At 47.4% G+C, this 23256-nt stretch carries 19 protein-coding genes and 5 tRNA genes; 10 read left to right on the forward strand and 14 right to left on the reverse strand.

Annotation, left to right across the window (positions count from 1 at the left end):
• Window positions 1-47 precede the first annotated feature (47 nt).
• Window positions 48-572 carry a gluconokinase gene (locus ACF8CV_RS22220; RefSeq protein ID WP_005467756.1) on the forward strand — a complete coding sequence of 175 codons (525 nt, stop codon included), beginning with the start codon at window positions 48-50 and terminating at the stop codon, window positions 570-572.
• A complete protein-coding gene (gene edd, locus ACF8CV_RS22225) occupies window positions 572-2368 on the forward strand; it encodes a phosphogluconate dehydratase (RefSeq protein WP_138938318.1) in 1797 nt (598 codons plus the stop codon). Before ACF8CV_RS22220 ends, edd begins: the two co-directional genes overlap by 1 nt.
• A 74-nt stretch (window positions 2369-2442) precedes the next feature.
• Here edd and ACF8CV_RS22230 read toward each other — a convergent pair whose 3' ends face one another.
• The 4 genes from ACF8CV_RS22230 to ACF8CV_RS22245 form a co-directional block, all read right to left on the reverse strand.
• Window positions 2443-2772: an SMR family transporter gene (locus ACF8CV_RS22230; protein ID WP_005478614.1), complete on the reverse strand. Its 330-nt coding sequence runs from the start codon at window positions 2770-2772 to the stop codon at window positions 2443-2445.
• The gene (locus tag ACF8CV_RS22235) at window positions 2769-3173 is read right to left on the reverse strand and encodes an SMR family transporter (RefSeq protein WP_005455212.1); all 405 of its coding nucleotides are present in this window, start codon (window positions 3171-3173) and stop codon (window positions 2769-2771) included. The genes ACF8CV_RS22230 and ACF8CV_RS22235 overlap by 4 nt, the downstream gene beginning before the upstream one ends.
• Window positions 3174-3442: 269 nt before the next feature.
• Window positions 3443-4378, reverse strand: a complete 936-nt coding sequence (locus ACF8CV_RS22240) for a LysR family transcriptional regulator (RefSeq protein ID WP_005455215.1) — start codon at window positions 4376-4378, stop codon at window positions 3443-3445.
• 55 nt (window positions 4379-4433) lie between these two features.
• Window positions 4434-5441 carry a substrate-binding domain-containing protein gene (locus ACF8CV_RS22245; protein ID WP_005496635.1) on the reverse strand — a complete coding sequence of 336 codons (1008 nt, stop codon included), beginning with the start codon at window positions 5439-5441 and terminating at the stop codon, window positions 4434-4436.
• A 219-nt stretch (window positions 5442-5660) separates the two neighbouring features.
• On the opposite strand from ACF8CV_RS22245, the gene ACF8CV_RS22250 reads away from it, so the two are divergent.
• The 6 genes from ACF8CV_RS22250 to ACF8CV_RS22275 all read left to right on the forward strand — a co-directional run bounded on the left by ACF8CV_RS22250 (window position 5661) and on the right by ACF8CV_RS22275 (window position 13369).
• A complete protein-coding gene (locus ACF8CV_RS22250; RefSeq protein ID WP_025558682.1) occupies window positions 5661-7013 on the forward strand; it encodes a serine/threonine-protein kinase in 1353 nt (450 codons plus the stop codon).
• Between the two features lie 12 nt (window positions 7014-7025).
• Entirely contained in the window at window positions 7026-8498 is a 1473-nt protein-coding gene (locus ACF8CV_RS22255) for a hypothetical protein (protein WP_005487539.1), read from the forward strand.
• A gap of 2 nt (window positions 8499-8500) precedes the next feature.
• Window positions 8501-9073, forward strand: a complete 573-nt coding sequence (locus ACF8CV_RS22260; protein ID WP_005455178.1) for a sigma-70 family RNA polymerase sigma factor — start codon at window positions 8501-8503, stop codon at window positions 9071-9073.
• Window positions 9074-9076: 3 nt separating this feature from the next.
• Entirely contained in the window at window positions 9077-10651 is a 1575-nt protein-coding gene (locus tag ACF8CV_RS22265) for a hypothetical protein (protein ID WP_138938317.1), read from the forward strand.
• A gap of 263 nt (window positions 10652-10914) precedes the next feature.
• Entirely contained in the window at window positions 10915-13236 is a 2322-nt protein-coding gene (locus ACF8CV_RS22270) for an acid phosphatase (RefSeq protein WP_155007063.1), read from the forward strand.
• Window positions 13229-13369 (forward strand): hypothetical protein, encoded by a 141-nt coding sequence (locus ACF8CV_RS22275; protein WP_005493029.1) that lies wholly within the window; start codon window positions 13229-13231, stop codon window positions 13367-13369. The genes ACF8CV_RS22270 and ACF8CV_RS22275 overlap by 8 nt, the downstream gene beginning before the upstream one ends.
• A gap of 104 nt (window positions 13370-13473) precedes the next feature.
• On the opposite strand, the gene ACF8CV_RS22280 is transcribed toward ACF8CV_RS22275, so the two are convergent.
• The 5 genes from ACF8CV_RS22280 to ACF8CV_RS22300 all read right to left on the reverse strand — a co-directional run bounded on the left by ACF8CV_RS22280 (window position 13474) and on the right by ACF8CV_RS22300 (window position 20107).
• A complete protein-coding gene (locus ACF8CV_RS22280; RefSeq protein WP_208871004.1) occupies window positions 13474-14478 on the reverse strand; it encodes an SPOR domain-containing protein in 1005 nt (334 codons plus the stop codon).
• Window positions 14479-14634: 156 nt separating this feature from the next.
• Window positions 14635-15591 carry an ABC transporter permease gene (locus ACF8CV_RS22285; RefSeq protein ID WP_005455202.1) on the reverse strand — a complete coding sequence of 319 codons (957 nt, stop codon included), beginning with the start codon at window positions 15589-15591 and terminating at the stop codon, window positions 14635-14637.
• Between the two features lie 2 nt (window positions 15592-15593).
• Window positions 15594-16571 carry an ABC transporter permease gene (locus ACF8CV_RS22290; RefSeq protein WP_005455219.1) on the reverse strand — a complete coding sequence of 326 codons (978 nt, stop codon included), beginning with the start codon at window positions 16569-16571 and terminating at the stop codon, window positions 15594-15596.
• A gap of 174 nt (window positions 16572-16745) precedes the next feature.
• Window positions 16746-18299: an ABC transporter substrate-binding protein gene (locus tag ACF8CV_RS22295; RefSeq protein ID WP_005478744.1), complete on the reverse strand. Its 1554-nt coding sequence runs from the start codon at window positions 18297-18299 to the stop codon at window positions 16746-16748.
• A 92-nt stretch (window positions 18300-18391) separates the two neighbouring features.
• The gene (locus ACF8CV_RS22300; RefSeq protein ID WP_005455179.1) at window positions 18392-20107 is read right to left on the reverse strand and encodes an ABC transporter ATP-binding protein; all 1716 of its coding nucleotides are present in this window, start codon (window positions 20105-20107) and stop codon (window positions 18392-18394) included.
• Between the two features lie 669 nt (window positions 20108-20776).
• Between ACF8CV_RS22300 and ACF8CV_RS22305 the strand changes: the two genes are divergently transcribed.
• A complete protein-coding gene (locus ACF8CV_RS22305) occupies window positions 20777-21502 on the forward strand; it encodes an HAD family hydrolase (protein ID WP_138938314.1) in 726 nt (241 codons plus the stop codon).
• 380 nt (window positions 21503-21882) lie between these two features.
• On the opposite strand, the gene ACF8CV_RS22310 is transcribed toward ACF8CV_RS22305, so the two are convergent.
• The 5 genes from ACF8CV_RS22310 to ACF8CV_RS22330 form a co-directional block, all read right to left on the reverse strand.
• Window positions 21883-21959: transfer RNA gene (locus tag ACF8CV_RS22310), tRNA-Pro, on the reverse strand.
• Window positions 21960-21983: 24 nt separating this feature from the next.
• A tRNA-His gene (locus ACF8CV_RS22315) sits at window positions 21984-22059 on the reverse strand.
• A gap of 49 nt (window positions 22060-22108) precedes the next feature.
• A tRNA-Pro gene (locus ACF8CV_RS22320) sits at window positions 22109-22185 on the reverse strand.
• Between the two features lie 72 nt (window positions 22186-22257).
• A tRNA-His gene (locus ACF8CV_RS22325) sits at window positions 22258-22333 on the reverse strand.
• Window positions 22334-22365: 32 nt separating this feature from the next.
• A tRNA-Arg gene (locus tag ACF8CV_RS22330) sits at window positions 22366-22442 on the reverse strand.
• A gap of 337 nt (window positions 22443-22779) precedes the next feature.
• On the opposite strand from ACF8CV_RS22330, the gene ACF8CV_RS22335 reads away from it, so the two are divergent.
• A complete protein-coding gene (locus tag ACF8CV_RS22335) occupies window positions 22780-23193 on the forward strand; it encodes a cytochrome c5 family protein (RefSeq protein ID WP_005455203.1) in 414 nt (137 codons plus the stop codon).
• Window positions 23194-23256 lie beyond the last annotated feature (63 nt).

Consider the following 23256-nt stretch of genomic DNA (forward strand, 5'->3'; position numbering starts at 1 on the left):
AATTCAAAAATTGAGATCACGCGCAAATTTGGTTATGAGGATAAGTTATGGCTGGTAGTAGTGTCATCGTTATGGGCGTTTGTGCTAGTGGTAAAAGCACAATTGGTGAGCATCTAGCGAAAAAGCTAGGGCGTAAATTCATTGATGGTGATGATCTTCATCCACGAGCGAACATTCAGAAAATGGCATCGGGCCAGCCTCTGAACGATGATGATCGCAAGCCATGGCTAGAACGCATTCGTGATGCGGCGTACAGCCTAGAAAGCAAAAACGAACACGGCATTATTGTCTGTTCAGCACTGAAAAAGATTTACCGCGATCAGATCCGCGAAGGCAACGACAATGTGACCTTCCTGTTCCTTGATGGCGATATGGAGTTGATCCTTAATCGCATGCGTATGCGCAAAGGCCACTTCATGAAAGAAAACATGGTGAAGAGCCAATTCGAGACGCTAGAGCGCCCAGACAACGAGCCTCAAACTCTGATCGTCAGTATCGACGGAGACATCAGCGACGTGGTGGAACGCTCTGCCGCTGAGCTAATCAAAATGCAAGCGATCGAGGTGGCGTAATGACTCACTCTGTTGTTCTTGAGGTCACACAACGTTTGACCGAGCGCAGCCGTGAAGCGCGCGCTGCGTTTCTTGCTCGCACCGAAGTGCAAGCCGAAGCTGGCAAAGGCCGTGTTGGTTTATCTTGTGGTAACTTAGCCCATGCAGTCGCCGCTTCTTGCTCTTCTGAAAAGAAAAATATTCTCGATTTTACTCATGCCAATGTCGCGCTGATCAGCGCCTACAACGACATGTTGAGCGCCCACCAGCCGTACCAAGACTACCCAGCGCAAATCAAACAAGTGCTGGCGGACTACGGACATACAGCGCAAGTCGCAGGTTGTGTGCCAGCGATGTGCGATGGGGTAACTCAAGGTCAAGCAGGCATGGATATGTCGCTGTTTTCGCGTGACTTAATTGCGCAATCAACGGCGTTGTCTTTGAGTCACAATGTCTTTGATGCCACATTACTGCTTGGCATCTGTGACAAAATCGCCCCGGGGCAACTGATGGGCGCGCTGTCTTACGCGCATCTACCGACTGCGTTTGTACCAGCGGGTCTGATGGCAACGGGCATCAGCAACGAAGAGAAAGTCGACGTGCGCCAAAAATACGCAGCGGGTGAAGTCGGCAAAGACGCTCTGCTGGATATGGAGTGTCGCGCTTACCACTCTGCGGGTACGTGTACGTTTTACGGCACAGCCAACACCAACCAGTTGGTGTTCGAAGCCATGGGCTTGATGCTGCCAGGTTCGGCATTCATTCATCCCCATACCCAACTGCGTAAAGCGTTAACCGATCACGCGGCTCTGAAAATCGCCTCAATGACGGCGGGTTCTGCACACTTCCGTCCGCTGGCCGAGGTGGTCACAGAAAAGAGCTTGGTCAACGGCATCATCGCTCTACTTGCATCTGGCGGCAGCACCAATCACACCATTCATATGATCGCCGTGGCGCGTGCTGCTGGCATCTTGCTCACGTGGCAAGACATCAGCGATCTGTCGGATGTGGTTCCTTTGTTAGCTCGCGTTTACCCGAACGGCCCAGCCGATATGAACGCGTTCCAAGACGCGGGGGGCGTGCCTGCGTTATTGCACCGCTTGAACCAATCCGAGCTTTTACATCGCGATGTGAAACCCGTGTTTGGTGAATTTGAAGACCAAATGACGCTACCGAGCCTTATCGATGGCCAACTGACTTGGACACCGTGCCAAGGCAGCCAAGACGGTGACGTGATCGCCAAACCGGACGCCACTTTCCAAAATACTGGCGGCACTCGCGTACTGACTGGCAACTTGGGCAAAGCCGTGGTGAAAGTGTCTGCGGTGAAAGAAGAGCAACGCGTGATTGTTGCACCAGCGATCGTATTCCAATGCCAACACGAAGCGGAAGCCGCGTACAAACGTGGTGAGCTGAACAAAGATTGCATCGTTGTGGTCACACACAACGGCCCAGCGGCAAACGGCATGCCTGAACTGCACAAGCTGATGCCAATTTTAGGTAACGTGCAAAAAGCGGGCTTTAAAGTGGCGCTGGTTACTGACGGTCGTTTATCTGGCGCGTCAGGTAAAATTCCGTCTGCGATTCATGTTTCTCCAGAAGCCATTCGTGGTGGCGCGATTGGTTTGGTGCGCAACGGCGATTTGATTCGCCTTGATTGCCAAACGGGCGAACTGAACAACTTAAGCGATACCACTGGTCGCGAGTTGATTCATTTCGACACCGAATCTACCCAACAAACCTGGGGACGAGGCTTGTTTAGCGTGATCCGCCAAAACGTCTCTAGCGCAGAAGAAGGCGCAAGCTTCATTGTGTAAGCCAGAAAAACAAAAAGAGCGGAGTTTGATACTCCGCTCTTTGTATTTGTCTTCGTTGTTTTTGTTTGGCTTGATTAAGCGGTTTTCATCACCACGACCGCAGCAATCACCACAAAGATACCAAACCAGCCGATTGGCTTGAGTTTCTGCTTAAACAGCAAGGCTCCACCCACTGCGGTACCCAAGATACCGATCGCGCCCCAAGAAGCATAAGCAATGGCTAAGTCGATCTCTTTAACCGCTTGTGCCAACAGCGTGAATGCTGTCAGTACCAACACAATCGCCGCAATACCCCAGCCTTTGTATTTAAAACCTTTTGAGCGTGTCAGCGCCATATTGGCCATGATATCGACCAAGGCAGCCATCACGACAAATCCAAATGACATCGTAAAAAATTGACTCATGATTCGCACCTTGTACTAGCAGAAAATGAACGTTCTTTTGCCGGTTTATCGGCGTTTTTCTCGGCGTTAGGTTGATCATGTGATTCCCCTAAAGTCACACACACAATACCGACAACGGCTAACATCAAACCAAACAGCTCTTGATGGTTTAAGTTGGCATCAAAGGCGATGATCGACACCACGGTGATCAACGAGATACCCAACCCTTCCCAGACAGCGTATGCCACACCGATCGATATTTTCTTCGCGGCAAACGCGAGAAAGTAGTAAGAGATTGCGATCAGCACATACATTACGATGTAGCCCCACCACCCGTGCCCTTGTCCAATAAGAGACATCGTGCTGGTGCCAGCCACTTCGGCAACGATGGCGAGCAATAAAAATAGACGTGCAACTAGCATGATTAATCCTCCATCAGAAATTAAAAAAATGCATAACGGAGAATGGTGAATGTCGCGTACCTGTATCGACATTCAAAAAGTTAAAAAGATAAAAATGAGCCACTTCTCCTGACTATTTGAGATAAGGTTAGCGCTGGGTAGGAAAAAGAGACAGGTAATTGAGATATTCATTTTTGAATATCTTAAGAAGTAAGTTGTCTATGTAATCACACAATATTGGCAAGGTTAAAGCACCTAATCTCTCATTCAGCCGATGCCATAAAGTGACGTCACTGCGTAAAAATCAGCGGCGTATTGAGGGTTTGTCGCACCACTTTATGCAGGTGTCTGTGCAAAGGATGGTTGCGGTTGGTTTGAAGGAAACCGCCAGAGACCACAAACTGACTGAACTCACGGTTGACGAGTGGCATTGCGTAAGACGCCAGTTCCGGCATCAACAATGCCGAGCTTTGACTGGCATACATAATTGCGTCGGTTTCTTGCAGCATTTGGCAAGCCACGCGCAAATTATAGGATTTCAATAACACCACGGGCTCATAGCCCATGCGGCGATACTCGGACTCCACGGTACAAAGCGGTTTATATGACGCGGGCGCAGGCAAAGAAACAAGGGGCAGCTTGGAGACCGTGTCCCAATCATTGCTGACTTTCGACAAGGTCGGATGGTTTTTACGCGCCAAAATCACTCGTTTTTCAACGAATAACGGGCGCATGTAAATGTCTTTCGACAGTTCGGTCTCTTGGTCAAGAATGCAGTAATCGTGCTCACCTTCGAGCATTTCATCGTGCGAGTAACTGTTCCAACTGGAAAAGGCAAAGTGCGCTTTAGGGAACGCTCGATGGCAGCCAGTTAGCAATCGCTGCCCTTGTTCATCCATCAAATAAGGGTCGGTTACAATCGCGATCTGTCCTTGATATTGCTGAGGGTCGAATACTTCAAACTCTTGCACCACTTTTTCCAGTGGTGCAATCATGTTATCGAATTCGGCGGCAAGGCGAATCGCCATGGGAGATGGCTCTACCCCATGCGCTTTACGCACAAATAGCGGGTCATCAAACACTTGCTTAAGCTTCATTACGCCGCGGCTGGCGCTCGGTTGAGAAATGCCAAGCTGCATTGCGGCCAGCTTGATGCTGCGGTTTTCCACCACGGCTTTTAATAAACGCATTAAGTTGAGATCCAATGCATCCAGCTGATGTGCCATACCCTAACCTGCCAATACCATTGATGAGCGAATACGAAGAGCGGTTAACTGCGAGTTAAACACTCTCTCCTGAAGTGATCTGATAACCCATATCAAACACTTTTTCTTCTTGCGCTTCGCCTTTCAGACGCGCAATTAAAAGCTCTGCACTCTTTACACCAATTTGGAAACGAGGCGTATCAACGCTGGTCAGCTTCGGACTGATGGTCTGACCGATATCCAACGCGTTATAACCCACCACCGCTAATTGCTGCGGGACTTGAATGCCACGCTGCTGCGCACTCAGCATAGTACCAATTGCGATGTCATCGTTGGTACAGAACACCCCGTCGAGCGTTGGGTACGTTTCCAGTGCGCGTTCAAGCAAATCATGCGCAAGGGAGAAACTGGAGTGCACGCCAGTTAACACATGTTTGGGTTCGAGTCCGGCTTCATTCATCGCGCGATCATAGCCTTGCATACGCAGTTTGGTACGCGTGTCCAAACGCGCGCCAAAGTAAACAATGGTGCGTTTGCCAGCGTCCAACATACGTTTCACCGCGTTGTACGAAGCGTCTTCATGATCCAAGCCCACAGCCATATCAATCGGTTGTGGCGGCAATTCCATGGTTTCGACCACCGGAACGCCAGCGTTTTTGATCATCTGCAACGTACGTGGAGTGTGGTGACTTTCAGTCAAAATCAACCCATCCACTTGGTAGGAAAGCAAAGAGGCGATTTTGCGCTCTTCCTCCAACTCATCGTAGCTAAAGTGTGCCAGTAGTGTTTCGTAGCCGTTGGCCTTAGTGACCGTCTCTATGCCCTGAACAAAGGAAGCAAAAATTTGGTTGGACAGAGAAGGAAGTAAGATGCCGATGGCTTTGCTGGAAGACTTAGACAACATCGCGGGGGCGCGATTTTCGATGTACCCCATCTCCTCGATTGCCGCGGCAATTTTCACGCGGGTCTTCTCAGCCACCGATTCTGGATTGCGCATATAGCGCGAAACCGTCATCTTCGTTACGCCAACTTGGTCTGCGACATCCTGCAATGTCGTTCGTGTTTTTTTATTCTGTTGAGCCATAAATATGTGATTTATCAATAATGTTACATGTAACATTATGACGAATACACAGGATGCCGACAAGCCACCAAAAGCCAAACATAATATCCACAATAAAATCATGCACTTATTGTTACAGAGTTGTTTTTAAAGAAACACTCGCAAAACGAATAAATAAATGACATTAATATTGAGTTTCTTATAAAATAGCGCACGTAAAACAATAAGATATCAGGCACTGTGCAGTTAGGCTCCAGCGAAACCCAAGTTTATTATCATCTTCTTGATCTGGACGACTCTCAAAAGCAGCAATACCTCCAAGAATTGCAACAGAGTCAACCTGAGCTATACATTCAACTCGCGCCCCTTTTAGCCCATGAAGCCCCAGAAGAGCGATTAACGCAATTGCTTTACTTTGGCGCTCATCAAGCGACCAACAGCGAGATCGACCTTAGTGGCGAAGTGATCAGTAAGTATCGCCTAACTCATGAGTTGGGGCGTGGTGGTATGGGCGTCGTTTATGCCGCGCAACGTGCAGATGAGACCTTCGAGCAAGATCTTGCGATCAAATTCATCCAAAGCAATTTAAGTAATGTGCTCGGACAACGGGCACTTTTCGATGAAGCGCAGCTACTAGCACGTTTAAATCACCCTTATATTGCGAAAGTCTTTGACGGCGGCCTGCATGACGACTCGGTTTACATCGTCATGGAGCGCGTGTTTGGCCAAACATTGGATGATTATCTTGCCGAAGTCACACTGACAGACCGTGAGAAGCTCACGCTGTTTAAGCAGATTTGTCAGGCAATGGAACACGCGCATCACCACCACGTGTTACACGCCGATCTCAAGCCTGAAAATATCTTGATTGACCCAAATAAACGACCGAAATTGCTCGATTTCAACCTGACGCAGAAAGTGCAAAACAACGGTGGCGAATCCCCACCCGCATTAATTGCGTTTAGCCAAAACTTTGCCAGTCCAGAACAACAGACTGGTCAGTTTCTGACGGCGCAAAGCGATGTGTACTCTCTGGGTAAAATTCTCGCGATGATGTTTCCGTCACCGCGCGTTTGGTCTGATGTTTACTGGGTCATTAGACGCGCGACACGCTCTGCCGCAAAACTGCGCTATTCAGATGTTCGAGCACTAAGAATTGATATTGAGCGCATGCTTGAGCGGCGCCCAATCGAACAAAAAAAACATTGGCCGTTGTACAGCGCATTGCGTTTAGTGCAGCGCCGTCCGCTGGCTGCAGCATTATCTGCCATTCTGGTTTTATCCGGCGTGCTATTTGGTAATGCATTGATTCAAAAGAATATCCAACTGCAACAAGAGAAGAAGATTGCAGAAGATATGATGTACGAACTGACTCGCCTCATCTTTCATGCGAAGGGGCAGAACGTCGAACATCTTTCGGTGAACTCCATGATGGAGCTAACACGAAGGCGGATACTCTCTAACCCAGATATCCCCAAACATATAAAACAAAAAATGTTGTTGGCGATGATGACACCGGTGCCAGAGAAGCACCTAACTACACCAATGAGTTGTCAGCCAAATTGTGCGTCTAAGGACAGCACCAACCAATAAGGCTTAAACAAGATGTATACACGTTCAGTGGTATTTTGGCTGTCTGCATTGACGGCTACGTCCACTTTGGCGGCAGATGCTTCTGCAGCCACTTCACACCCGCCAGCTTCAACCTTGAAGCAAGGCTACTTTATCGACTCTCCAGTGACTGGCCTGTATTACAAAACCAGTTCCAATATCACAGGAGTCACTCAGCAAGGCGCATTTCATTACCAACCAGGTGATGTGATCAGTTTCTTCCTTGGTAACGATGACAAAGGTTATCTGCTAACAACCTTATCGAGCCAAGAAGTGCTTACGCCAACGATGGCGACGACCAAACCCAGCCGCAGCATCAATATGACGCGTCTGCTGCTTTCTCTCGACAGCACGCCTGAGAATCGTGAGGAAATTGTCTTAGCCAACCGTGTGTTGTCTGATCCTCGCTTTCAAAGCCAGCTCAAGAGTCTCGATCTCAATTATCTGGATGACGCTAAACGACATCTCAACCTCGACTGGGTTTCTGTCGATGAGGCGATTGATCACTTGAACGAAAGCCAGCAGTACATTGAGGAAAACTTTGCCTCTGATGAGATCATCTTTGAACCTCGCGGCATCACGTTCAAAAACATCGTGATCAAAAAGAAAGATTGGCAGGGCCGCGCTTGTGCCTACGATCTGCGCTATAAACATCACCCCAAATATCGCCCCCCTTTTGGTGAGACCCGATTCACCATCACCAAAGATTCGTTAATTGAACACCCGAGTGTTGGCGACCATTTTCAAGGTTGCTTCATATCACCGAATCACCAAATTACGGAAGATATTGTCGAGCCGATTAGCAAGTTTGCAGATTGGTTTAACCTTGTTGGTTGCTCTATCACAGGATGCACCCGCAACGACTTGAACGGCTTCTCTCTCGAAGACTTTGACGATGAAGGCGACTGGAAATATCGCTCAGTCGCGATGAATTTTGACCCAAGCACTGAGCTCTTTATGGAGAAAGTACAAGGTCTCGGACGCAACAAACACATCCAACACAGCAACCGCACTGAAATGCTGTGGTTTTCCTACCCTAACACCAGCGAACACGACATCGACTACCTCGGCGTGTGGCAGCAAACCCAATACCATCAGCAATCCATGACACAATCGTGTCTGTTAATGCGCCACCAACAAGTGATGCGATTGCCACGCAGCGCCGAGACCTGCCCAACCGATGCAAGCCTATACACCCAAGATGTCACCCGCGAGTTTGCCGATATGTGGTGGGTAAACAATGACGAACCGAAAGCCAATTTGGCGCAAATGAACATCATGGTGCGCTGGTCAACCACTCCGGCAGAAATCAACTACACCACTTGGGAATACTTACCGGCGGGAGCCAACTGGGAGCAAGGCATTTTGTATCGCTACCAACAGAACGTTAGTCGTAACCGAGATGGTTCTGATCATATTGAAACGCATACGATTTCTGAATTTGTCAAAGTGAGTGAAGAGGTATAACCATGGCAACGACTTCAGCCCTAACCCACATTATTCAGCAGTGGCAGTCTGGCAACAAACAAGCCGAAAGCGAGCTGTACCAATTCGCCTATTTGCAACTGCGTAAAATCGCCCAACAAGAACGTGAGCGCAACGCCGAAAAATACGGCACCGACAACATGGTGTTGGCAGACAGCGTCAACAGCACCACCGCATTGATTCATGATGCTTACCTAAAAATGTCAAACTGCGACATGAGTGAAATCGCCACCAAGCGTGATTTTTTCTTAATGGCAGCTAAAGTCATGCGCCAAATATTGATCGACAACGCTCGCTCACACCAAGCGCAAAAACGCCAGCACATCACGCTGATGAAGGACGAAGAAGACCGCTTTGAGCAGTTGATCATCATGGACAAAGCCTTAGATAGCTTTAGCACACGTTACCCACGTCAATCGAGCGCCTTAAAACTCAAATACCTGATGGGCATGAAGAACCAGGAGATCAGCGAACTGCTAGAGTGCAGCGCAAGTCTGATCGAAAAAGACCTCAAGTTCTCACGCAGCTGGCTGCAATCAAGAATGGCACACGCATAAATCATGACCAAGAAACTGTGGATTATCGGCGCGATCGGCGCCGGTTTATTGGGCGTTTACTTGTTAAGTGACGAGAGCAACATGGCGTCTGCGGCCAGCTCTTTAAACAGCTCTCCTGTCGATAAAAGAAAAAGCCAACATCACTATGGTGAACGTACGTCGTTAATTGAGGTGAAGCAGGCGCTCACAACATCGGCGTTGGACGGCTCGAGCTCTCTCGATTTAGATGCTGTGCTTAATGCCACCCCATTCGATCAACAAAACGTCGCCGAGAACCCTTTCGATACGTTTGATGGTTACTACCCTTACGATCTGACGGCGGTGACACCACAACCCAAGGTTGATGCGGCGAACAACAGCAAACCCATCATCAATCTATCGGTCGAACAGCAACTGCAAACCATCATTTATGGTTGGGAGCTGACGCAAAACAAGCCGATCAGCAATTCGTTAAGCCTGAACCAATTGTTTGAAGACCCCGATGGTGACCTGCTCACAACTCGGATCTGGTTAGAAAACGCCAATGGTCTTCAGGTGCTCAACCAAGGCCAAATCGTGGTACAAGGTGCGCCAGAAGAAATCGACCAAACCACTTACTTAGCCGTGGCAGCTCGTGACAATCATCATGGTGAAGAAGATTACGCCTGGGTCACGACCCGTTTTGAATTGCCAGTCGTTAAAGAAGAGCAAAACAACACCGACCATCCTTTGGTCGGTGACATTGTGTATCGCCTCGAAACCACACAAAACCTTGGCGGTATCGCGTACGCGTATGAAGTGGTGTATTGCGAAGCATTTCAGTTTGAAAACGAAGAAGTGTATTTTGCCGCCTCCAACAACAAGCGCTTATGCCCAGAAAAGGGAGCACTAAAAAAAGTGGGCCATTATAAAATCAGTGATGACTCGTTGATTGTTAGCGCAAATGGTGCTCGTCAAATCTGGACCACCAAAAAGGTGTACCCATCTCAGGTTCATAAAGAGACTCAGAACTATTTCACCACCGTGTTTGATGGCAAACAATTCGAAAGCTATACCATGCAAAAGAACAAGCAATCGATGGAAAAACGCATCAACGCACCGACAGGACGATATTTATACCAGATATTCTTTTTTGACTATTTGCTACCTCGCCCAAACGGCGATTATCTCGTGGCTGAAATTGGCAATTATATTTATCACCATGGAACTCAAGTCATTGGTCCTCATGGTGAAAGCATCGATTCCGATCTCAACTTACGCACTTACAATCCAAACTTGTATTGTGCTGATGTCGCCATCTGGTACGGCAGCCATGTCATTGCTGGTCAAGGAGACTATCAGGTCGACATCATCTCCGATCCTAACCCCTACGATCCGACTTACCTAATTGACTGCTACGAATACATTAGTAACCCCACGACCAGACAACAATCGTTAGCATTTGATCTGAGCTACTCGCCTTACGACGAACTACTTGATGGCGAGGTGTACAGCTACATTTTGCGTCCAAAGCCTGAACTGGCTGATCGCGTTGAAGAATTTAAAATCAATATGATTTATCACAGCCCAAAGCCGTTACGCTCAAGCAACAAAAAATAACCACTTAAAATACATAATGTTATTTTGACCATTAAATCACTAAAAACAAAAAGTGGAACCGTGATCAAAGTCTCATTTCCTTCCTCATCGACAAAAAACTCAAATAAATTTTACGGGTTTTATGCGGTTTTTCGTGTCTTGAACACTTACTCAATAGTGATTAAAAAGACACAACTTTCTTAAATCTCACTAGTGAGATTTAAGAAAAACAACAATAAAAAAAGCGACTTTCTCATTCGGAAACGAACAAGGACAAATGAATAATGAATAAGGTGAGTTTATTAGCAGCGTCAGTGGCTATCGCTCTTACAGGCTGTGGCGGTTCAGATGGCGGTTCAAGCAGTGCAAGCAACGGTGTTGTGATCACAGGTTTTGACGGCTACTTCAAAAATGCAGTTGTTTTTGAAGACACGAACAACAACGGTCAATGGGACACTCAAGAATCTATTCTTGGTCTGACCGATGAGAAAGGTCAGCTTACACTGGCCGCTAAACCAGAAAAAACCTTAGCACTGCAAACTCTCGTTCCAAACGGTGCGAAACAGAAACAACTTATCGCCTTGGATGCCAAGAAATACGCTGGCACCTACACCGTAGATATGGACCACCCAAGCCAAGCTATGGCGCACGAAATCGTATTCCGCGCACCATCATCGTCTAACGTGATCTCACCTATCACGGACCTTGTGGCGATTGAAATGGCAAAAGACCCTTCAATTACTGAAGAAGACGCGAAAGCAAACGTAAACAAAGCATTGGGAGGCTCAGAGGAAGCTCCGATTGATCTGTACAGTGACTTTGTTGAAGGTGCGACAAAAAACGCCGAACTACATAAAACCGCTCAGATTCTGACAGAATCTAAAGCGCAAAACCCAACAAATTACGAGAAGAAAGCGACAGAGTTTGCTCAAGCGGCAAACCAAGAAGTGGATCGTCTTGTCGCGTCTGGCGAAAACATCAATGACCCAAGCCTACGTCCAGTCATCACTGATAGCACGCCGAATAGCGACAACTTAGCGCCTGAAACGGTAGTCAACAACAAGCTAACCGTCAACGAAACCATAGAAGACGCAGCTGAAGATAAACTGGATAAGCTACCAGAAATCGTAAAAGGTGCCGCATTTGATGGCGTTGAGCTAAACATCGAAGGTCTTTTCAAAGACAAAGACCAAAGCCTTGTGAGCACAAAACTGACGCATAATTTAGCGGGCACAGGCATTGAAGTTGAGCAAGTTGGTAACCTAATTGTTCTACACCCAGCCGCTATCGTAGAAAAATCCGGTGATTTTGAGATTGTTCTAACGGCGCAGGACAAAAACTCTAACGGGGATGTGCTATCAACTGTGAGCACAGTATTCGAAATCGAAATCGAATCTGCAAACTTACCACCAATGGTTGTTGAAGCAGAGCAAGCTCGCCTGCAATCCATTGTTGATGGCTGGTACCTACAACAGGGCGAACTGTTTGAACAAACGCTCGATATTTCTGGTTTGTTCCAAGATAAAGACGGTCAGATCACCGACTACTCAGCGGACTACGTAGGCATTGAAGGCCTATCAGCAATTGAAGATGGCAATGCGATTATCACCATTAAAGGCACACCGACAAAAGCTGGTGAATCTGGTGCAGCACTTACCATTAGCGCAACAGATGGTCATACCGCGGTGCAGATTGCACTCAGCATGCCAGAAGTAAAAGAAGGCGTTACGCCACCACCAGTAGTACCGACTTTGGGCTTCACGAAAGCGCACTTCAACGGTCAAGAATGGAAAATGGGTAGCTTTGCGCAAAAAGATGGTGAAATTGGCTATGCCATGTTGATGCAGGACTCTGAGGGCCTACTATTCTGCTGGGGTTCAAACCACGATGAGATGAACCAAGAGTACAAAGCGAACATCAGCGACGTCCTAGAAAACACATGGGAACACGATGCCTACGCCATTCTTGCAGATCTTGACCAACAAACCGGTTACGCGGAATACAACAACAAAGACTGTGAAGACGTCGAGCTAAAAGACGGCAAGCTATACAACAGCTACGGCGAAGAGTATGAAATGCTGTACCAGCACAAAACCGGGAATAACGGCACTCAGATTATCGTTAAAATCTCAGATGATGAACTGTTCTGGATGGATTCAAGCAACACACCGTTTGCGGAATCACTTTCGGTTGCAGAACACATCAAACATGGCACGGTAGAGCATGACTTGATGGTAGAAAGTAAAGGCAAAGACGACGACAAAATCCTGAAATACTCTTCAGGTACATACGAATACGACGCTGACACTTACAATTACTCGTCGTTCATGCCGACCGGCTTCCAAACGCCAGGAAACTGGGAAATCAAGGATGATGAAGGTCGTGAACTGCTGATTCTAGAAGAAACGGGCTCACAATCAGATTACAAAACTCGTCATCGTTACATCAACCGTGATTTTGGTGATTTCTACATCGGTATTCATTGGAGTAAAGAGCAAAACGGTCATGAATCAGCGCCGGAATATGGCCTGTACTCTCACAACAAAGAAGTAATGACAAGCATCGCGGCTTCACTACCAATTTTGGAGCCAGGTGACGATGACTAAAGCAACCATCGTCAACCCTTGTTGCGACAGTGTGCATTTACGTAGAAGACGTCGAACCTTCTGGGAACGATTTGTCGGTATCAAAGAAGTGTACATTTGCTCAAACTGTCACAAAGAAACACCTCTCAAGTAGCAACAATATTTGAGACCGCAAAAAAGCCCCGCATCGCGGGGCTTTCTTCGTTTTAAAAAGCGCGTTTCGTCCTAAAATGTGGATACATTAAGGATGAACAACCGCTACTTCACACACATCACATTCAACAACGACGTGCCGGTTAACTGATTTGGTTCTCGATCGGCAAACAAGCCTTTCTTATCTTTACCCCAATACGGCAATTGCAGCGGCCATTTGTTCTTCTCCATCACACCAGAATCTCGCAACGCTTTAAATTCAGTCGCCGTGGCGAGCGACATGCCCAACTGCTGACAAATCTGTTGCGAGCTTTCGTAGTTGAGTCGATTCCACGGCTTACCATATTCCATATAAAACTGATTATCTAACAGGTAAGGCACGACATACGTTTTGCCATGTAGAGACGCTCGCAAGCGCACTTCCACCTCTCCATTGCCTTTTACGCTCGGTGCTGGTTTTGCTTTCGCAACCGGTTTTGTTGTCGTGCTCGGTTTCGGCTCTTTTGCCGTAACTGGCTGCGCTGTCGTTTTTGTCGCAGAAGCTTTAAACGCCTCGGTATCTGGACGACTGGTCACGACTGGCGCAACAGGCTTCGGGGCGACGTTTGGTTTGGCGACAGGAGTCGGCTTTGATGACAGCTGCGTTTGCTTCACGGTGTTGTCACTCCCTTTGCCAACCACACGAATAAATGCCTCGCGATAGTTCGACAAGGTTTTGACTCCTCGCAAATCAGCAGACACTTTAGAAAATTCTGTATAAGGCCCAATAAGACAACGATAGCCCTTTGTTTCGGGCTTCATCCAAACATCGGTGGTGATTTTGCTGTAAATGGGTTTGGCTTTGGCAAGTGGCATTGGTTTAGGCAGCAAGCCACATTGAATCCAATAGAAATCATTGCCTCCTTGCGGCACTTTCTTTCCCCAAACACCCTGACCGATTGGGCAACTTTTCTCTAGCATCGGCAGTTCTTTGTCGCTCGCTTGAGTCGCCTGACAAAGAAAGTCATCGGCCAATACGGGGGCTGAAAATTGGGCGCACAGCAATAGCCCTCCTAAGTTGAGGCCTGATTGGACAATGCGTGATAAGAGGTGTGCCTTCTTCATTTCCATACGCTTCACTCTGAACTAGTGGGTAAGGTCATTATGGCGGCAAAGCGCCAAAAAAATGTGAATAAAGAATAACTAGCAAAAAAAGAGCCGGAATTGCATCCGGCTCTCAGTTTAGGAAGGAAATGAGCGATTTAACAATGCTCTATGTCTAAATTCTTAACCTTTGTACAGTTTCGGGTTAAATACGTCGCGTAACCAGTCACCCAGAAGGTTAATAACCAGTACCAAAGTAACTAGCACAATACCTGGGAAGGCTGTAATCCACCAAGCACCAGAGAAGATGTAGTTAAAGCCGATGCTGATCAACGCACCCAAAGATGGTTGGTCAACTGGCAGACCCAAACCTAGGAACGACAGTGCTGCTTCCGACATGATGGCGTTGGCCACCTGAACGGTTGAGATAACCAAGATTGGTGACAAACAGTTCGGCAAAATATGGCGGAACATGATGCGTGGAGCTTTAAAGCCCATCACGCGTGCCGCTTCTACGTATTCTTTCTTCTTCTCTGCCAGTACCGATGCACGAATCGTACGCGCGTACTGTGGCCATTCAGCCACACCGATGATCACCACCAGCATCACGACCGCGTATTGGCTGTAAAAATCGCTGCCAAAGCTGGCTTTGAAAATGGCCGAGACGATGATCGCTACCATCATGGTTGAAAACGACAACTGCACATCTGCAAAACGCATCAAGAAGCTATCGATACGACCGCCGAAGTAGCCTGCCGACAAACCAATGATGATGCCCAGTACAAGCTGTAGACCGACCGCGAGGAAACCGATCGTCAGCGACAAACGAGAGCCGTAAAGAATGGTCGATAAAATATCACGGCCTTGCTCATCCGTACCGAGCACAAAGCGTTCTTCACCGCCGTCCATCCAAGATGGTGGTAATTCTGAATCCATGATATCGATAGATGTCAGATCGTACGGGTCAGTTGGTGCCAGAATTGGCGCCGCCAGTGCCAGCACCAAGAACATCAGAAACACCGTAAAACTCGCCATCGCCACTTTGTCGCGCTTGAAGTAGTACAAGAAATCCGAGTTTTTAAAGCGCTCCCACGCAGATGGAACGGCTGAAGGAGCAGCAGGAGTATTGGTTTGGCTCATGATTAAGCTCCTTTTCCAGTTAGGTTCACAGTTGGGTTGATGATGCCGTACAGCAAGTCAACGATGGTATTGGTTACCACGAAGATCAGACCAACAAAGATTACGTAGGCTGTGATTAGCGGTGTATCAACACGGTTAATCGCCTCTAGGAAAAGGAAGCCAGTGCCCGGCCATTGGAACACGGTTTCTGTGAGGATGGTGTAGGCCACCATGGTACCAATTTGCACGCCACCTACCGTCAGTACCGGTAGCATGGTGTTCTTAAGTGCATGTTGGTAATAAATCTTTTGTAAGTTCAGACCTTTAGCCTTAGCGAACTTGATGTATTCCGAACTCAGTACTTCCAGCATTTCTGAACGAACCAGACGGATAAACAGCGGCAACATGATCGATGCCAGCGCAATACACGGCAAGATCAGGTGCTTGATACCATCAATGGTAAAGAAGCCAGATTCCCAACCGAGCACGTTGACGGTCTCGCCCCGCCCGTAGGAAGGCAGCCAACCAAGCTCTATGGAGAAGACGTACATCAGCATGATCGCCGTCAGGAAGACCGGAATCGAGATGCCGACGCTACTCATCGCCATGACAAATTTGGTGAAGATACTTTTCGGGTGAATCGCGGAGTACACCCCAAGTGGTATCGATAAAACAATAATGATGAGCGTCGCGCCAAACACGAGCTCTAGTGTCGCCACCAGCTTATCAAGAATAACCTCAACCGCTGGGCGCTTGAAAAAGTAAGACGTACCTAAATCACCTTGCAGTGCATTACCGACAAAGCGAGTGTACTTTGTGATAAAGGGATCGTTCAGGCCCAGTTCATCACGCAGCGCTTGACGCTCCGACTCTGAAACCGACTGACCTACAAGCTCACGCAGCGGGTCACCCAGGTTGTCCTGAATGGCAAACGCCACCAAACTGATCACAAACATCACTATCAGTGCCTGAAACAGGCGCTTGACCAGAAACGAAAACATTCCTTGCCCCTTAACTATCCATAGATCTCTAAATTTAGAGAGAAAATTCAGTCTGTAAAACTCGCTCAATCCGACTGAAACAAAACTGAGCTGAGTGATGAGCCTCATCAAGCATCCCTTGAGAGAAGCTCTGAAGGAGGGAACGCATCCCCTCCTTCTAACTACATCATGTGATTATTCAACCACTAGGTCGCCGAAGTAAGGCATAACCATTGGGTTCACAATGTCTGCTGCTTTCACGTTAGACTTCGCGCCCCACGCTTCACTTTGCCAGTGTAGCGGTACAAATGCTGCGTCGTTGTAAAGCGTCGCTTCAACGCCTTTTAGCATTTCTGCACGTTTCGCTGGATCCGTTTCCACGTTCGCTGCTTCTACAATTTTGTCCATTTCTGGGTTTGAGTAGTAACCACAGTTATACTGGCCACGACCTGTCTCTTCGTTACGAGTCATTGTTAGGAACTCGTTGAAGTTCGCAGAGTCTTCAGTGTCTGAGTGCCAACCGATCATCAGCATGTCACCCGCACATTTATCAAACTCTGGCCAGTATTGCGCTTTTGGCATGGTTTTCAGATCAACCTTAATACCAATCTTAGACAACATTGCCGCCGCAGCCTGTGCAACTTTTGCATCGTTCACGTAACGGTTGTTTGGCGCAATCATAGTTAGGGCAAAGCCGTTCTCGTAGCCCGCTTCTTTCATCAGCTCTTTAGCTTTCTTCAGATCGTAGCGAGGAACCAGTTTTTCGTTGTGACCAACGTAACCCGCAGGACTTTGCTGACCAGCAGCTGTCGCGAAGCCTTTCATGATTTTCTTCACGATGCCTTCGTTGTTGATCGCATGCACGATAGCTTGACGAACGCGCACGTCTTTCAACGCTTCATTGCTGTTTTGGTTCATTTGGAACGTGATGATTCGCGTACCAGGTAGTGTCACGAGATCGATGCCTTTCGCATCTTTCACACGTTGGTGATCGTTTGGCGCTACTGGGTGAATCATATCGACGCCACCAGAAAGAAGCGCAGCCACACGAGTCGCGTCTTCTTTGATTGGTACTAGCGTTAGCTTATCAACGTTACCTTTCGACGCTTTATCCCAGTAATCTTTGAAGCGTTCAAATTCCACTTTTACGCCTTGTTCACGTGATGTCACGATGAATGGGCCAGTACCGGAAACGTGAGTCGATGCAAATGAGTTACCGTGCTTCACTAGTTCAGACTTGTCTTTGCCGTCTTCTGTCTTACCTGAGTAGAACTTGCTGTCCATAGGGAAGATGTACGTCGCCGTTTGCAGAACAAGTGGGTATGGACCTTTAGTAACCAAATCGAACGTGTAGTCATCCACTTTTACGATTTTCTCGTACGGGTCGAAGATCGCTTTAAAGTCTGGAGAGCTTTGTAGACGCTCAAATGTCCACACCACATCATCCGCTGTTAGCGAGTTACCAGAGTGGAACTTCACGCCTTCACGCAGTTTGAAGCGTACCGTTGTGTCGTTAACACGTTCCCAGCTTTCTGCTAGACGAGGTTCGAAGTCCATTGTTTGAGTGAAACGAACTAGAGGGTCAAATACCATGTGTGACATTTGCAGTGTACCGCCAGACAACTGCTCATGCGGGTCAAGCGATACTGGGTCAGCAGCGTAGCCAACTTTAATATCTGCTGCTAGCGCATTAAAACTAAGGCCCGCAGCCATTAGCGCCACTGCTAATTTGCTTTTCATGGTTTTCATTTGCATAACTCCTTCATGCGGGGATCCGGATCCCTTGTTATTGTGTTTGCGTCTTTATAATGACTAAAGATCAGCCAAGCGAAATACTTGGTTTATGCCGTTTTGATTTCTTCTCGCAAGCCCGTAAATTCAGGCATCAGAGAGATCAATTTTTTGCTGTATTCGTGCTGTGGAGCAGTAAAGAGCTGCTCGGTAGGCGCGACTTCCAATAACGTGCCCATCTGCATTACACCTACTCGGTCACACATCTGACGAATCACCGGTAAATCGTGACTGATAAACAACATCGTTAGGTTCAGTTCACTTTGCAGATCTTTTAGCAAGTTCAGAATTTGTGCCTGTACCGACACATCCAACGCTGATGTCGGTTCATCACAAATCAAAAGTCGAGGACGAGTTGCCAGGGCACGCGCAATCGAAATACGCTGACGCTGACCACCAGAGAATTCATGAGGATATTTCACGCCAGCCATGCGACCCAAACCAACATGATCAAGCAAATCATTTACGATTTGACGTGTTTCTGCTTCATTCTTGGTGAGTTTATGGAAACGAATTGGCTCGGCAATAATGTCTGCCACCTTCATACGAGGGTTCATAGACGTGTATGGATTTTGGAACACCATCTGCATTTGACGTCGCATCGGACGACGCTCTTTTTCCGACTTCATCGCCGTGAGATCGATGCCTTCAAATTTCACTTGGCCAGAGTTTGGCTCATACAAACCAGCAATCACGCGCGCGATGGTCGACTTACCCGAACCTGACTCACCCACCAGACCAAACGTCTCACCTTCGTGCACCTCAAAACTCACATTGTTCGATGCCTGCACGTACTCACGGCGGCTTTCAAACAAAGAGTCCTTAGTCACAAACCTTAGGTTGACGTTTTTCACATCCAACAACGGGCCAGTGTACTCACGCTGATCTTGGCTTTGACCCAGCCAGTGATTCTTAATGTCTAGCGACTTCATTTCTGTCGCTTCTTCGATGTAACTCACCAGAGGGAAACGATCGAGCTTTCTGTCTGAGCGAGGAACCGCCGAAATCAAGCTGCGCGTGTATGGGTGATCTGGGTTGCCCAACACTTTTGCCGTTGGCCCAAACTCAACAAGATCGCCACGGTACATTACCGCCACGCGGTCTGTAACGTTTGAAACCACCCCCATGTCGTGCGTAACCAACATACAACCAACATTGTTCTGGATACACAACTCACGGATAAGATTCAGGATTTGGTCTTGGATTGATACGTCCAGTGCCGTGGTTGGCTCATCGGCGATGATCAGATCTGGCTCACCAGCCAAAGCGATCGCGATAACCACACGCTGACGCATACCACCAGAAAACTGGTGAGGATACTGTTTAAGACGGTTTTCAGGCTGAGGGATGCCGACTTGCTGCATCAGAGACAACGCGCGTTGATACGCCTCGTCGTCAGACACTTTCATGTTGGCATGAATGGTTTCTTTTAGCTGCTGCTCAACCGTAAACAAAGGGTTAAGAGAGGTCATAGGGTCTTGGAAGATAAAACCAATCTTCGAGCCACGCACCTTACGCATCGCTTCTGGTGTTAAGCCAGAGATTTTTTCACCATCCAAAAAGACATCGCCACTGGCAACGCGTCCCGGAGGGCTCAGCAAATCGATAACGGCGTTACCAACGGTGGACTTACCCGCACCGGATTCGCCAACAACACCCACGATTTCACCTCGTTCAATATTAAACGAAAGTGATTTCACGGCCGCGTGAACGCCGTGTCGGGATGGATACTCAATACGAAGGTTTTTCACCTCTAATAGTGACATTTCAGACCTCTACTGCCTTGTCTGTGGTATCGAATCGCACTGGGAAAGTCCGTGCCATTCATCACCTGAATGAATCCGTTCAAATTCAGAATAATACTCTGAAATCTTAATGCGGAAACAATTTGGCAAAAATCACACAAAAAAGCAACAATTAAAGTATATTCCGCCGTAAAAACATTGAATACACGCACAATGAGCGAATAAAAATGCATTAACAAGTATTTAACCACTTTCATATCACCCCATTTTTGTGCGCCATGCACCATTAAAACTAGAAAAATGCTCTAAATATAGGCACAACATCACCTCACACTATAACCACACTATTCATGTGTGATTATTAACATTTACCAAACAATATATCGTACCAAAAGCGATTTTTCGGCATAAAATGTTACTAACAAAATAGTCGGCAAACATAAAAAACCAAAGTTAACCGGCTTCGCCTAAGGCTAAAACGTGAGCACCACAACAAAACAGAGGAAACCTCCTCAAAGTTGCGATTATGCGCCCGTTATGCGGTTTAATGATTAAGCCAAAAGAACAGCATCACTTAAGCGTAAACGAAACTGCACAATTTGCTGACGGATTGCCTCTTTACGATGCGATTTAGAGTGGGATAATAGGCTTTCGACGCCAGTGACTAAGTAGTGAATGAAAGGAGCCCCTGTGCTTAAAGCGATTTTTTTTGATATGGACGAGACGTTATGTGGCACATCCCAAGCAGACAAAGCTGCAGGGCAAAAATTTGCTGCCTGGATTCAACAAACGTATCCACAAGTCTCTGATCCTCAAGCATTCTTACAACGCTACTTGCAAGGGGTATATAAAAAGCTCAACGCAGAGTTTCCTCAGCTGGTTGCTCTTCTTCCAGACGAAAATGCTTTTCGCTGTGGTCTGATCCAAACGATTTTGGCGGAGAACGGCATCCACATCGATGCAGAGCAAGCTCAGCAAGCACAACACTATTTTGATTCAGCACGTATGGGCGCGTTCACTTTCTTCCCTGGCGTAAAAGAAATGCTGATGGATCTACGTAAGCACTACAAACTCGTCGTGATCACTAACGGTCCAATTTTCTCGCAGCACCCCAAATTGAAAGCAACACAAATGGATGAATGGGTGGACCATATTATTGTGGGTGGCGAAGAGCCAGAAGAAAAACCAGCGGCCAGCATATTCCAAAAAGCCTTGAATCTTGTCGACATCAAACCAGAAGAAGCCTTACACATCGGTGACTCTCTAACAGCAGACATCGCAGGCGCAAACAACATGGGTATTTTGAGTGTGTGGGTGAATGCGACTGGCGCAAGTAATCCAACAGAGATAACGCCGAACTTTGAAATCCGAGAAACCGTCGAGCTAAAAGAAATCCTGAAAACACTCGCCCAATAACAACAGCGGATTAAGAAAACCACAACCCCAGACATTGAGCTGGGGTTTATTTTATCTGCGCGAAAAGCTCTGGGATCATGGGTGGTCTAAAGCACCAAAAGCTGCACCAACCTTTCAGTTCGTACGCAAAGCTCGATATGTTCTGCTGATAGAAATCTTCTGGCTAGCCACTATCAGCTAATATGACGGAAAATAGAGTGGCTAAAATGCAAAAAAGCCCCAGTCTTTCGACTGAGGCTTTAAATCGCGGTTGGTGAAGAGCTATATTCTAACTTCAGGCGACCCCCACTTGGGTCCAAATCCTTTGAAGTATTGTCGACCAAGCTATGTAATAAACTCTAAAACGACGAAAGCCTGCTAAAAAGCAGGCTTTCTAATGGTGGTCGGTGAAGAGGGATTCGAACCCCCGACCCTCTGGTCCCAAACCAGATGCGCTACCAAGCTGCGCTATTCACCGAGCATGTATTCTTTATAGAAAGAATGGGGTGGCTAACGAGACTTGAACTCGCGACAACCGGAATCACAATCCGGGGCTCTACCAACTGAGCTATAGCCACCATCAAATTTTTATGTTCACCGCTACTTATGTAGCCATAAACTATATAGTGGTCGGTGAAGAGGGATTCGAACCCCCGACCCTCTGGTCCCAAACCAGATGCGCTACCAAGCTGCGCTATTCACCGACTTATGTTTTATCCTGATTCAACATCAAGATGGGAAGCAATGCTACCGTATTCTATCCAAAAAGGAAAGAATGGGGTGGCTAACGAGACTTGAACTCGCGACAACCGGAATCACAATCCGGGGCTCTACCAACTGAGCTATAGCCACCATTGAGTTTTACCGACTTTTCCTCCGGGGTATGGTACGCCCGAAAGGATTCGAACCTTCGACCTTTGGCTCCGGAGGCCAACGCTCTATCCAACTGAGCTACGGGCGCATGCCCTATCGGCGGAGTGGAATAATACGGATATCACACTATGCCGTCTAGTACTTTTTTTACTTTTTTTATCGTTTGGTCTCTTTTTCGACAGTTATCTGCCTTTAAAGTGTATTTTTGATGTGATTCACGCCCTGTCATGGATAACTTGTTGTTTATTGCAACAAGTTATCGGGATATAATCACCCATTATTTACATTGATTTAACAGCTGCAACCAAGTTGTTTAATCATTTTATGCCATCGGAGAGATTTCGAATGATTTTCTCGACGCGGTATCAATACTCTAACTATATAAATAGGTAAGTCACTTACCTCGGGAATGTGAAGTGGGTTTAATGGATATGTCTCGACAAATGATTAGCGTTTTGTTCGCTGCCTTAACTTTCTCTACGGCAGCTTTAGCTTCTGACATCAGCCAAACTGAATACGATGCGATCGCAGAACGCATCAAACCTGTCGGTGATGTTTATCTAGCAGGTTCAGAGCCTGTGAAGGAAGAACCAACCGGTCCACGTGATGGCGCCAAAGTTTACGGTACTTTCTGTATTGCTTGTCACGCATCTGGTGTAAACGGCGCGCCAAAATCAGGCAATGCTGACGATTGGGCTCCGCGTATCGCGCAAGGCAAAGACGTGCTAGTGAAGCACGCGCTTGAAGGCTTCAACGCGATGCCTGCAAAAGGTACATGTATGGACTGTTCTGATGATGAAATCATTGCAGCCATCGACCACATGATTGATGGCTTGTAATCCAGCCGCGACTCATCTGAAATAAGAAAGGCTTGCCAATCGGCAAGCCTTTTTGTTTGGAGT

Source organism: Vibrio sp. zbq_1 (assembly GCF_043102935.1).
GTDB lineage: Bacteria > Pseudomonadota > Gammaproteobacteria > Enterobacterales > Vibrionaceae > Vibrio > Vibrio parahaemolyticus.